At 61.2% G+C, this 12,478-nt stretch carries 10 protein-coding genes; 8 read left to right on the top strand and 2 right to left on the bottom strand.

Translation table 11 applies throughout. From position 1 onward, the window contains the following. Positions 1–843, bottom strand: a complete 843-nt coding sequence (locus P0D84_RS45585; protein ID WP_408350177.1) for an IclR family transcriptional regulator — start codon at positions 841–843, stop codon at positions 1–3. A gap of 582 nt (positions 844–1,425) precedes the next feature. Here P0D84_RS45585 and P0D84_RS45580 point away from each other — a divergent pair. The 4 genes from P0D84_RS45580 to P0D84_RS45565 all read left to right on the top strand — a co-directional run bounded on the left by P0D84_RS45580 (position 1,426) and on the right by P0D84_RS45565 (position 4,722). After that, entirely contained in the window at positions 1,426–1,857 is a 432-nt protein-coding gene (locus tag P0D84_RS45580; RefSeq protein ID WP_408350174.1) for a VOC family protein, read from the top strand. Between the two features lie 358 nt (positions 1,858–2,215). Further along, the gene (locus P0D84_RS45575; protein ID WP_408350171.1) at positions 2,216–3,481 is read left to right on the top strand and encodes an MFS transporter; all 1,266 of its coding nucleotides are present in this window, start codon (positions 2,216–2,218) and stop codon (positions 3,479–3,481) included. A gap of 28 nt (positions 3,482–3,509) precedes the next feature. Beyond that, complete coding sequence (locus P0D84_RS45570) at positions 3,510–4,295, top strand: SDR family NAD(P)-dependent oxidoreductase (protein WP_408350168.1); 786 nt, start codon at positions 3,510–3,512, stop codon at positions 4,293–4,295. Between the two features lie 64 nt (positions 4,296–4,359). Then, positions 4,360–4,722 (top strand): putative quinol monooxygenase, encoded by a 363-nt coding sequence (locus P0D84_RS45565; RefSeq protein WP_408350165.1) that lies wholly within the window; start codon positions 4,360–4,362, stop codon positions 4,720–4,722. Positions 4,723–5,218: 496 nt separating this feature from the next. Here the strand turns inward: P0D84_RS45565 and P0D84_RS45560 are convergent, their stop codons facing one another. Next, positions 5,219–6,166: a LysR family transcriptional regulator gene (locus tag P0D84_RS45560; protein WP_408350162.1), complete on the bottom strand. Its 948-nt coding sequence runs from the start codon at positions 6,164–6,166 to the stop codon at positions 5,219–5,221. A gap of 342 nt (positions 6,167–6,508) precedes the next feature. On the opposite strand from P0D84_RS45560, the gene P0D84_RS45555 reads away from it, so the two are divergent. From P0D84_RS45555 to P0D84_RS45540, 4 genes are read left to right on the top strand one after another with little or no spacing between them, the layout of a single operon-like run. Then, positions 6,509–7,993 carry a UbiD family decarboxylase gene (locus P0D84_RS45555; RefSeq protein ID WP_408350159.1) on the top strand — a complete coding sequence of 495 codons (1,485 nt, stop codon included), beginning with the start codon at positions 6,509–6,511 and terminating at the stop codon, positions 7,991–7,993. Beyond that, positions 7,986–8,606 (top strand): UbiX family flavin prenyltransferase, encoded by a 621-nt coding sequence (locus tag P0D84_RS45550; RefSeq protein WP_408350156.1) that lies wholly within the window; start codon positions 7,986–7,988, stop codon positions 8,604–8,606. Before P0D84_RS45555 ends, P0D84_RS45550 begins: the two co-directional genes overlap by 8 nt. Continuing rightward, a complete protein-coding gene (locus P0D84_RS45545; protein WP_408350153.1) occupies positions 8,603–11,650 on the top strand; it encodes a xanthine dehydrogenase family protein molybdopterin-binding subunit in 3,048 nt (1,015 codons plus the stop codon). Before P0D84_RS45550 ends, P0D84_RS45545 begins: the two co-directional genes overlap by 4 nt. After that, positions 11,647–12,468 (top strand): FAD binding domain-containing protein, encoded by an 822-nt coding sequence (locus P0D84_RS45540; protein ID WP_408350150.1) that lies wholly within the window; start codon positions 11,647–11,649, stop codon positions 12,466–12,468. Before P0D84_RS45545 ends, P0D84_RS45540 begins: the two co-directional genes overlap by 4 nt. Positions 12,469–12,478: the final 10 nt, after the last annotated feature.

Raw genomic sequence — 12,478 nt, 5'->3', positions numbered from 1 at the left:
TCATCCGCGTATGGTGTCGGCGGTCTCGCACATTTCTCGATGCTCCGGTTGTACACCGCCGATTCTTTCAGTAACCGTTTTGGCAGCCTCAGCGAGTGCGTCCTGAATCGCTGCTATGGATTTTCGTTGAGCCTGGTCGATCCGCTCGGCGTACGGGATCGTCAGCGCCGCAATCGCATGCCCCTGAGAGTCGAACACGGGAAAGCTCACGGCGTACAACCCTCTGACCTGTGAACTGGGTGCAGACTCGAACCCTCGCTCGCGGATGAAATCAAGAACTACATCAATCTGTGGATCGTCCTGATCGGGCCGGCGCTCCAGGGACTCGGCCATTCGCAACTTCCGTATCTCCGGTTCCTGAAAGGCGACAAGCACGCGTCCCGACACCGAGATCAACACGTCAAGACCCGAGCCGACTCGCAGGCTGAAGCCCATGCCGCTCGGCGTATCTACTTTCCCGACGACAACCTGCTTTCCCTGGTTATAAACGGTCAGATGACACGACTGATCCAGCTCACTGGCAAGCCTGTTCATTACCGGCGTGGCTTCCAGCAATAGCCTGTGAGTTGGAGGGTTCAGGTGTGAGAGCTCGAAGAGCCTGGTCGTGATGTAGTAGCAGTCGTCAATCTGCGCTATGTAGTTGCGACTGACCAGGCATTGAATCATGCGATAGATCTCGCCGACGCTTCTACCTACCTGAGCCGCCAGATCCTTCTGTGTCACCGGGCTTTGACTGCGGCAAAGCACTTCAAGGATGTCGAGACCCTTCTCCAGCGCGGGAGCGGAATAGCTTCGTGGATTGGCTTCGACCGCGGTCTCGGACTCATTGAAATCGTCTCTCATATCAAATTCCCCTATCGCACCTTTGCACCAGCGTTCTGGCTGCGCAAGCATGCGGCGCGAAGTTAATGACGGAACTGCGCGCCGATTGTTCCGGGATATCTGCGTCGCGCGACGGTTGGCTGCCTTCCCGCCACTACGTTATCGTATTTTATCCATAAAACTAACGTTTTGTTTTTGCATTTCCTTCTTATCGGCTGCGCCTTCACGGAAATAGACGCTTCGTCCGCGCCGCCCCGATCCGCCGGATCGGCACCGGCACCCACGTCGGTCAAAATCGGCCAGAAAGGCTGACAGAAAGGGAGAGGCGGGGAGGCCAGCCTTGCAAGCCATCCTCTTCCGGACCGTTTCTGAGTCGTGAACTCGACAAGAATGAAAGAAAAAATACTTGTAGGTGTTTTCACGTATGCATGGTTGACTTCACCAGTGAAACGTCCTACCTTGTCATCAAGCCCTTAGACACCGTTAATCGGCTAGCTAACCCGAAGTCAAAAGTCCCCGGCGCGGCTGAGACGTTCGTCCTGAGAGCAGATCACAGCACTGCCCAATGCAGTGCCCCCATTCCGAACCGCTAGAGGATCCGACATGAAGTTCAAGTTCCACCACCTGAATCTGTGCACCGACAGCTTGCCGCGACTGACGAGGTTCTATCAGACGCTTTTCGATCTCGGGACGCTCCACGATGAAGAGCACTCACGCGTGAACGCCGAAAGCACGACGACCGGGTACAACGGCAAAGTCGACTTCCTGAGCGATGGGGACATCGAGTTCCACTGGGCCGAACGCGATCTGGACACGGGTTTCAAGATGAAGCAGATCGTCAACCCGATGGCGCGCGGCCACTTCTGTTTTCGCACCGACGACATTGAGGGTTTCAAGAAACGTCTCGATCAGATGGGGATCCGCTATTCGGACTACGGCCGATGGGCTATCGCAGGCTGGCACCAGGTCTTTCTGCAGGACCCGGACGGCAACGTTATCGAGGTGCACCAGCCGAACGTACACGGGGATCGGTGATAACGCGGTGCATTAATTCGCGTCTGCCAGCGCGCGGCAAAGGTCTCAGAAACTGAATTCAGAGCCCGGAGCTACGCGTCTTGCAGGAATCAAGGCACTGAAGCAGCCTCGCGAGTGCGGCGAGAGACGCCAGGTCGCGCGGCGTCAACTCTCAGACACAAACATCGGCATAGCGCTTCCCAGCGTCTTGAGTGGGTTCCGGTCGTTCCCCGGATGGGTGTGACCGAGGCTTCACGCACGTATTTCTGATCGGGATTTGCCCGGTCACATACGCAATAAGCTATTCAATCATCCAGGAGGAGACAGTCCTATGAGAGACACATTAACCATGGAGGCGCCAGTCGGTTCAACGAACTCGATGGCAAAGCGCGCTACCGTTGCGAGCACAGTCGGCTCAGCGCTGGAGTGGATCGACTTCACCGCGTACGGCGCGGTTGCTGCGACAGTCTTTCCAAAAATATTCTTTTCGCAGATGGATCCTAATATTGGAATCCTCGCGGCATTCGCCACGTTCGGGATCGGCTTCTTCGCGCGCCCTCTGGGCGGACTGTTCTTTGGGATGTTGGGTGACCGCATTGGACGTAAGAACATCCTTCTCTATACGTTGTCGCTCATGGGGGCCGCGTCGTTCCTGATCGGCTGTCTTCCGACTTACGCCACGATCGGCTTCGCGGCACCTTTGTGTCTGGTGCTCCTGCGTTTTCTGCAGGGCTTTGCACTCGGCGGCGAGGCGACTGGTGCCCAACTGATGACGATGGAGCATGCCCCGCAGAATCGGCGGGGACTGTACGGGTCATTTATCAATATCGGCTCGTCCCTGAGCGCAGCACTGGCGAGCGCAATGTTATTTGCGTTGACGAGCACGCTCGGTGCCGAACAATTTCTGGCCTGGGGTTGGCGTGTCCCATTCCTATTCAGCTTCTTGCTAGTTGTTGTTGGACTCTATATTCGAATCCGGGTTTCGGAGACCCCTGCTTTCGTGCAGGCACATGCCAAAGGCGCGGAAGCACGCGTGCCACTAGTAAAGGCATTCGCCCAATATCCTGGGACCATTTTTCGTCTGCTCGTGATCTGGTGTGCCCCCACCGCATGTTTCTACGTGATCACTGTCTTCTCGCTAAGCTACATCACCAAGAATCTATCCCTTCCCAGTCAGACCGCGTTTCTCTGCCTGATGGGCGCCAATCTTGTTGCAATCTGCACGGTGATTTTAGGCGGCGCTGTCAGCGACCGGATTGGCCGCAAGCCAACCATGCTGGTTGCATCGGTGCTAACGCTCGCGATCGCGCTGTCCTATTTCACGCTGCTCGACACGAAGAACTGGTACGTCATCTTCTTTGCGATGGCAGCGTTTGTCGGTTCGCTCCAGATCCAGTCCGGCGTGCAGCCCGCTTTTTTCGCTGAGCCGTTTCCCACCAACGTCCGGTACTCGGGCTCCGCCGCTGCTTATACCGGCGCGAATCTTCTGATGGGCGGACCGACTCCGTTCATCTGCGCGTGGCTGCTTCAGCATGCGGGCGGACAGACCTGGGTAATCACCGCCTTTTGCGCAGTTGTCGTGGGCGCATCGCTTATCGCCATCATTGCCAGTCCAGAGACGCGGCACCTGGACATCAAACGTTAATAGCTCGTGCGATAGGCATTAGCAATAATTGGAGTGCAGAAACATGCTTTTACCAGATAAGGTTTGTGTCATCGTCGGCGCAGCGTCACTCAGAAGTATTGGCTATGCCGCAGCAGAGCTTTTCGCCACGCACGGAGCGAAGATCATCGCCGTCGATGTTTTGATGAACGACACCATCGCTGACGACATCAAGGCCTCCATTGAGAGCAAGGTCGGGCGTAACGCGGATGTAATCGGAATCCGCTGCGATATTGCGGATAGCGCAGATTGCAGACAACTGTTCCGGGAGGCGGTCGCGCGGTATGGGACGGTGGACTGCCTGGTGAACAGCGCGGCGATTGTGAAGGCGCAGTCGATGCTGACAATCGAGGAAGCTGACTACGATCGGATCATGAATGTAAATCTCAAGGGCGCCTTCAATCTCTGCAAGAGCGCACTTGAAGTATTCACCGAACGCAAGAGCGGCACGATCGTCAATGTGGCTTCTGTGGCTGCGCAGCGCGGCGGCGGACTGGTTGGCGGTGCGCACTACGCAGCGTCGAAAGGTGGCGTGATCAGCCTGACACGTACCATCGCACGCGAGTTCGGCCCTTTGGGAATCCGTGCAAATGTCGTGTGTCCCTCGATGACCGAGACGGCCATGCTGGATGGGATGTCTGCGGAGAGGCAGAAAGAGATCGAGACGAGTATCCCGTTGCAGCGCGCTGGGAAACCGGTCGAGATTGCGGGTGCATGTCTTTTCCTTGCATCCGACCTTTCCGGATATGTGACAGGTGCCACGATCGACGTGAATGGCGGCAGTCATATTCACTGAACATTCCGCCGCTGGTTTGCGCTAGCGCAGACCGGCACGGATCGTTTTGCAAGGAGGGAATTTAATGCATCAAGAAATTTACTGGATCTTCACAGTTTCCGTTAAGCCTGGACGATTTGACGAGTTTAAGAAGCTGGTCGTGGAAATCGTGGCTGAAACCGGGAAGGAAGCGGGTGCTCTCGCATACGAGTACAGCGTAAGTTCCGATCAGAGCGCGGTTCACGTTTTTGAGCGTTACCGCGACTCGGCGGCTGTCGTGACGCACATCGACCAGACATTCGGACGCTTCGCAGAGAGGTTCATGTCACTCGTAACGCCGGCTGGCTTTGTTGTCTACGGCACACCGGACGAAGAGGCCCGGGGCAAGCTCGATGGAATGGGCGCTGTGTACATGACGCTGTTTGATGGCTTCAGACGATGGGAATGAGCGACGAAGGGCTCGACCGCTGAACAGTCGGCGCCGGGCCAAACCGCGTCTCTGCAGAAGGTTCGATGCGCACTGCCGACACCGACGCAACTGAGAGGCAGCCACCGGTTGAATCCGCCAGGCGAAAGCGGTCATCAGTTGCTTCCTCGGTTCGTACGCTTGCTTAGATAACCTGAAGCAATGCGAACCGGGCGATTACGCGTTGACTGCTAGCGCGATCCGCTTCGTATGCCCTGCGACGACGAAAGCGCCCGGTGAGCCGGCATCTGCCTCCGCGCGTTTTCACGCGTGCGAAAGCCAGAAACCCGATATCTAACGGCGATGCGCTGCAATCGAAGCGGCCCCAATTAGCCTTCACAAGGGACTAGATAGCAAGAAACGGAGTGCGTCTATCGGGCTTCACGCTCATCGAGTTCTTGAGGAACCGAACCTTCACGAGGGTTTCGGTAACGTCGACGTCCCGGTCCAGGTGCCGGCGATCCAGTGTTGTGATTCATCAAACTTTCCTGGTCGGGGTAGGGGTGTCCTTCGTCGCATCGAACGGCGCGGCGTTCAGCACCTGGCGCAGTTCGTCGGCGATGATCGAGATTAGCGCGTCCGCGGCGGCGCTCAGCGGCCGGCGCGGATGCGTGATGCAAACGATGTGACGCACGATGCGCGGCGCCAGAATCGGATAGGCGCGCAGCGTGCCCGCTCGGACTGCGCGCTCGACCACGATACGCGGCAGGATGGTCGCGAAGTGCGTATTGCCGACCAGTTGCACGATGGAGCTGAGCACATCGATTTCGAAGCGCGGCGTCAGCAGCACGTCCTCGTGCTGCGCGGCGGTATCGAGCACGCCGCGCAGGCCGTGCCGCTTGGTCGGCAGCACCAGTTCGAGTTCGGGCAGCCTGGCCAGTTCGATCGCGTGTGGCAGGTCTGGACCGTGGGCCGCACTGGCGGCAAGTACCATTTCTTCGTCGAGGATCGCTTGCGCATCGAGCGAGAGCTTGCCGCGCGGTTTGTTGATCAGCGCCGCATCGAGCTGGCCGCCGGCGACCCAGTCAATGAAGGTCGCGCTGTAGCCGTCGGAGACGGTGACTTCGACGTACGGATATTTCTCGTGATAGCGCCTCAGTGAATCGGCCAGCACGCTTTCGCTGATCGACGCGATCAACCCGATCGACACACGCCCGGTGATGATCTCGTCGCGCTGGATCAGCTGCTGCCGCGCGTGCGCAAGGTCGCGCATGATCGGCAGGAAGAGCCGGTACATGAGCCGCCCGGCGGCGGTCGGCGTCATCCCGTGCGAACCGCGCTCGAACAGTTGCTGATGCAGTTCTTCCTCGAGCTTCGCGATCTGCATGCTGAGCGCGGGTTGCACGATATTCAGACGCTTGGCGGCGCGCGTGACCGAGCCGTCTTCGAACAGCGCGATGAAATATTGAATCTGCCTCAGGTCCATGAGTGTGCTCGATCAGGGTTCGGCACTGTCATTGCTTTTGATGTCAGCTTGCACCGTTATCAATTCCAGTGCGGTCGCGGCGCGTTATTTCGCAGACACCGGCCACGTCGCTCAACCACCAGATGCCCGTCACAGTACGGTTAGAGATGGTCGCCGCTATTGATACTCATTGGCGCGGCCCAACGTCATCAGGGGTAACACTGATATCAGTGTAAATGATGTCGGAGATCAAAAAACAATATTAGAAGTTATAGACCGTTCTCGCTACGCTCCTTCAAAACCCACTGTGCGCTCACCAGACAAAGTAACGGGCGGACATCGACACGACACATGGAGACGTAGATGAGCTCACGCGGTACCGCTTCCCTCGATACGACGGTTTCTCTGAGCGCCGGAGCTCATCCCGCCCGCTCGCTGCGAAGCTGGCTCGAGCACCTGTCGGCGAGCGGGCGGGTGGCCACCATCGAAAAGCCCGTCGCGCTCGAGCACGAACTCGCAGCGATCGCGAAGAAGCTCGACGGCTCGCGCGCCGCAGTATTCGTGCAGCCAGGCGGCCATGCGATTCCGGTGGTCAGCGGTTTCATGTCGAGGCGTGCGTGGATCGCCGAAGCGATGGGCGTGAGCGAGGACCAGCTACTGCAACGCTTTCGCGAAGCCGCCGAGCATCCGCTCGCGTGGCAGGAGGTGCCGGCGGATACCGCGCTGTGCCAGCAGGTTGTCCATACACAAGGGATCGATCTACACAAGCTGCTGCCCATTCCGACACATAGCGAACACGATAATGGCCCGTACATTACCGCCGGTCTCGTGATTGCGCGCAATCCGCGCACCGGCGTTCAGAACGTATCGATCAACCGGATCCAGGTGCATGGACCGGACCGCATGGCGATCCTTCTGCTGCCGCGCCATCTGTATGCGTTTCACCGAACCGCGGAAGCCGCGGGAGAGCCGCTGGATCTTGCCGTGGTGATTGGTGTCGACCCGCTGACGATGCTCGCCTCGCAGGCGATTACGCCGATCGATCACGACGAGCTGGAGATCGCAGGCGCGCTGCATGGCGCGCCGTTGCCGGTCGTGAAGTGCGTGAGCAACGGCGTGAACGTGCCGGCCTTCGCAGAGATCGTGATTGAAGGGCGCATCCTGCCGAACGTGCGTGAGATGGAAGGCCCGTTCGGCGAATTCCCGAAGTACTACAGCGCGCGGGAAGCGCGCGAGGTGATCGAAGTCACTGCGCTGACGCATCGCCGGAATCCGATCTTTCATACGATTGTGCCGGCCGAAATGGAGCATCTGCTGCTCGGTGCGATTCCACGCGAGGCGACGCTGCTCGCGCATCTGCAGCGCAGCCATCCGAACGTGAAGGACGTGCATCTGTCGGTCGGCGGCGTATGCCGTTATCACCTGTGGGTCCAGTTCGAGAAGAAACGCGAAGGCGAAGCGAAAAACGTGATCCTGTGCGCGTTCGGCGCCCATTACGACATCAAGCAGGTCGTGGTGGTCGATACCGACGTGAACGTGCACGACCCCGCCGAAATCGAATGGGCCGTTGCTACGCGCTTTCAGGCCGATCGTGACCTGGTGGTGATCGAAGGCGCGCAGGGCTCGCCACTCGATCCGTCGACCACGGTGGGCCAGCCGGATGATGCCCCGGCGCATATTCAGGGCATCAGCGCGAAGATGGGGTTCGACGCCACACGGCCGGTGGTTTATGCGTCGCATGTGTTCACGCGCGTGCGCATTCCGGGGCAGGACTCGGTGGATCTGGACGCGCTCGTCGCCGGCGACAACGCCGCGTTAAATACCTATCTGGGTGACGTTCATGTCTGACCACAAGCGTGAGCGGATTGTGGTGGGCATTTCGGGCGCGAGCGGCGCGTTGATCGGCGTGCGCCTGCTTGCCGCGCTGCGCCGCCTCGGCACGCATGAGACGCATCTGGTCGTATCGGCCTCCGGCGCCGTGACGGCGGCTCAGGAATTGGGCATGGCGCGCGGCGATCTGGAGAGCCTCGCCGACGTGATCTACAACGTGCGCGATATCGGCGCGGCAGTGGCGAGCGGTTCCTTCATCACCGCGGGAATGGTGATTGCGCCGTGTTCGATGAAAACGCTCGCGGGCGTGGCCAATGGTTTCGCCGACAACCTGCTCACGCGCGCCGCCGACGTCATGCTCAAGGAGCGCCGCCGGCTGGTGCTGGTCGCGCGCGAAACGCCGCTCAATCTCGCGCACTTGCGCAACATGACGCTCGCCACCGAGATGGGCGCGATTGTGATGCCGCCGGTACCCGCGTTCTACGCGCATCCGAAGACCATCGAGGACGTGGTCGATCACACCGTCGGCCGGATCCTCGATCTGTTCGGCGTCGAGCACCGCGAGATCGCCCAGCGTTGGAGCGGACTCGCCGATGAATTCGCGGGCCGCCGCGAGGGAGCTGACGAATGAACCAGCGCGACATGATCAACTCAGGCAATGCGGCGACTCTAGAGGTTGAACCAACCCGCGACGAAAGCGTAGAGCGTACACGGCGCCATCTTGGCCGCCCGATGGAGCGTCTCGAAGATCCCGCAATCCTGACGGGCCGTGGCCGTTATGGCGACGACATCGGTACCAGACCCGGCACGCTGCATGCGGCGATTCTGCGCTCACCGCATGCACATGCAGAACTCGTTGCCATCAATACCGACGCCGCGTCGAAACTGCCCGGCGTGCGCGCGATCCTGACGCGCGACGACCTTCGCGCGTGGTCGCGGCCCTTCGTGGTGGGCGTGAAATCGCCGATGGAGCAGTGGGCGCTCGCGATGGACCGCGTACGCTATGTCGGCGAACCTGTCGCGGTGGTGCTGGCGGAATCGCGCGCCATCGCCGAAGACGGGCTCGATCTTCTCAAGGTCGAATACGCCACGCTCGATCCGGTCACGATGATCGAACAGGCGGCGAGCGAGGAATCAACGGTGCTGCATGAAAAGGTCGGCACCAATGTGATCAGCGACCGCCGCTTCCGTTATGGCGATCCCGAAGCCGCGTTCGAGAACGCGCCACATCGCGTGAAACTGGTCGCGCATTATCCGCGCAATACCTGTGCGCCGATCGAATGCGGCGTGGTGATCGCCGAATATCTGGCGGGCGACGAAGGCTACGACGTTACGTCGAATTTCATGGGCCCGTTCTCGCTGCACGCGGTCATGGCGATGGCGCTGAACGTGCCGGCCAATCGGTTGCGTCACAAGGCGCCGCGCGATTCGGGCGGCAGCTTCGGCGTGAAGCAGGCGGTGTTTCCGTATGTCGTGCTGATGTGCCTCGCGTCACGCAAGGCCGGCGCGCCGGTGAAGTGGGTCGAGGACCGGCTCGAACATCTGAGCGCGGCGACCTCCGCGACGGCACGCCTGTCGACGCTTGAGGCGGCTGTCGAAAGCGACGGCCGTATTACCGCGCTCTCATACGATCAACTTGAAGATTGCGGCGGCTATCTGCGCGCGCCGGAACCGGCGACCTTCTACCGGATGCATGGCTGCCTGACAGGCGCGTATGCCATCGACAATCTGCTGGTGCGCAATCGCGTCGTGCTGACCAATAAGACGCCGACGGGTCTCGTGCGCGGCTTCGGCGGCCCGCAGGTTTACTTCGCGCTCGAACGGTTGATGCAACGCATCGCGCTTGAGTTGAAGCTGGATGTGCTCGACGTGTACCGCCGCAACTTCGTCGCCGCGGATGCCTTTCCCTATCGTGCCGCCGCAGGCGCCGTGCTCGACTCGGGCAACTATCAGGAAGCGCAACGGCGCGCGCTCGCCGAAGGCGGCTACGACGAACTGCTTGCGCGCCGCGAGGCGGCGCGCAAGGAAGGGCGGCTGTACGGCATCGGCTTCGCGGCAATCGTCGAGCCGTCGGTGTCGAACATGGGCTATATCACGACGGTGATGCCTGCCGACGCGCGCAGGAAGGCCGGCCCGAAGAGCGGCGCGATCGCGAGCGCCACGGTTAGCGTCGATCTGCTAGGCGGCGTGGTGGTGACGATCGCGTCGACGCCCGCGGGCCAGGGGCATATGACGGTGTGCGCGCAGGTGGTCGCGGATGTGCTCGGCGTCTCGCCGCAAGACGTCGTCGTCAACGTCGAGTTCGATACGCATAAGGACGCGTGGTCGGTGGCGGCGGGCAACTACTCGAGCCGCTTTGCCGGCGCGGTGGCGGGCACGGTGCATCTGGCGGCCATGCGCGTACGCGACAAGGTCGCGCGCATCGTGTCGAAGCAGTTGGATTGCGCGCCGGAAGATGTCCGTTTCGAAGGCGGCCGCATTTATGCCAGGGGAGCAGAGGATCGCGCGCAGCCGTTCGGCCGCGTCGCCGCCAATGCGCCACATTGGGCGCCCGCGCTCTTGCCCGAAGGCGAGGAGCCCGGCCTGCGTGAGACCGTGTTCTGGAATCCGCCGAACATGGCGGCGCCGGACGAGAACGATCGCATCAACACGTCGGCGGCTTACGGTTTTGCCTTCGACATGTGCGGAGTGGAAGTGGACCGCGCCACGGGCCGCGTGCGGATCGACCGATATGTCACCGCGCACGACGCCGGCACGCTGCTGAACCCCGCGCTCGCCGATGGCCAGATTCGCGGCGCGTTCGCGCAAGGTCTCGGCGCGGCGTTGATGGAGGAATTCCGCTACGGCGCGGATGGCAGCTTCCAGTCGGGCACGCTCGCCGATTATCTGATGCCGACCACCTGCGAAGTGCCCGATCCGGTGATCGTGCATCTGGAAACGCCGAGTCCGTTCACGCCGTTGGGCGCGAAAGGCCTCGGCGAGGGCAACAACATGAGCACGCCGCCGTGCATCGCGAATGCGGTGGCGGACGCGCTCGGCGTCGACGATATCCGTCTGCCGTTGACGCCTTCGAAGGTCATGGCGCTCATCGGTATCGACGACCCCGCGCCGTCGCGTCCCGAGTTGCGTGACACGCCATCGGCGAAACCGGCGATGCCCGGCGGCGGCAAGGCGCTGACCGCGCAAGGCAGCGTCGATTTGCCGGCGTCGCCGGAAGCCATTTTCGCCGTGCTGCTCGATCCGGACGCGCTCGCCAAAGTGATACCGGGTTGCCACGCGCTCGAGGCCGAAGGCACGAACCGGTATCGCGCCGACGTGACGGTTGGCGTGGGCATGATCAAGGCGCGCTTCGAAGCGAAGATCGGGCTGTCGGAAATCGACGCGCCACATCGGCTGCGTTTGGCGGGTGCGGGCATGTCGTCGCTCGGCAGCGCGCGCGGCAGCGGCCTCGTCGAGTTGACGCCGATCGCAAGCGGTACGCGTCTTTCCTATGACTACGAAGCCCAGGTGTCGGGCAAGGTCGCAGCCGTCGGCGGACGGATGCTCGAAGGGGCGGCCAAGGTCGTCTTGCGGCAACTGTTCGAATCGCTTGGACGCCAGGCCGCAGGCAAACCGGTGAAAACCGGAGGCGGGTGGCTATCGCGGTTGCTCGCACGTTTCAGGAGACAGGTATGAAACCCGCGCCGTTCGATTATCTGCGCGCGATGAACACGCAGGACGCGCTCGACGCACTCGCGCAAAACGGCGAAGACGCCCGCGTGCTGGCCGGGGGGCAGTCGCTGATGGCGGTGCTGAACATGCGGCTTGCGCAGCCGCGCATGCTGGTCGATATCTCGCGCACGGACGAACTGAACGCGGTGCGCGTCGATAACGAAGCAGGCCGGCTGATCGTGGGCGCGGCTGCCACGCAGGGCAGCGTCGAATGGCGCGCGTCACTGCGCGACGAAGTGCCTCTGCTGGCGATGGCTTTCCCGCACATTTCGCACTTTCAGATTCGCAATCGCGGCACGGTGTGCGGCTCGATCGCCCATGCCGATCCGAGCGCGGAATTGCCCCTGGTGCTGGCAGCGCTCGGCGGCGAGGTGATGCTGCGCTCGAAAAAGCACAAGCGTGTGTTGACGGCCGAGGCCTTTTTCCAGGGCATGTTGATGACCGCGCGCGAACCGGACGAGTTGGTTGAAGCTGTGCGCTTTCCGCTGAAGAAGCCTGGCGAACGCTACGGCTTCACGGAATTCTCCGCACGTCATGGCGATTTCGCGATCGTGGCGTGCGCGGCGGTGGTGACGAACGACTCGATCCGTCTCGCCGTGGGTGGCGTCGCGGATCGGCCCATGGTCGAACAATGGCCCCATTTGCACGGCGAAGACCTACGCAGTGCGTTGAACGATTTGAGCTGGAAGCTGGGCGCGCAGGACGACGCGCATATTAGCGCGACCTATCGCCGGCATCTGGTCCGGCAACTCGGATGGCGCGTGATCGAGGAGGCAAAGTGAGCAACACATC

The sequence above is a fragment of the Paraburkholderia sp. RL17-337-BIB-A genome, from assembly GCF_046025895.1.
Taxonomy (GTDB): Bacteria; Pseudomonadota; Gammaproteobacteria; order Burkholderiales; family Burkholderiaceae; genus Paraburkholderia; species Paraburkholderia fungorum_C.
This window is presented reverse-complemented; position numbering and strand designations above follow the sequence as displayed.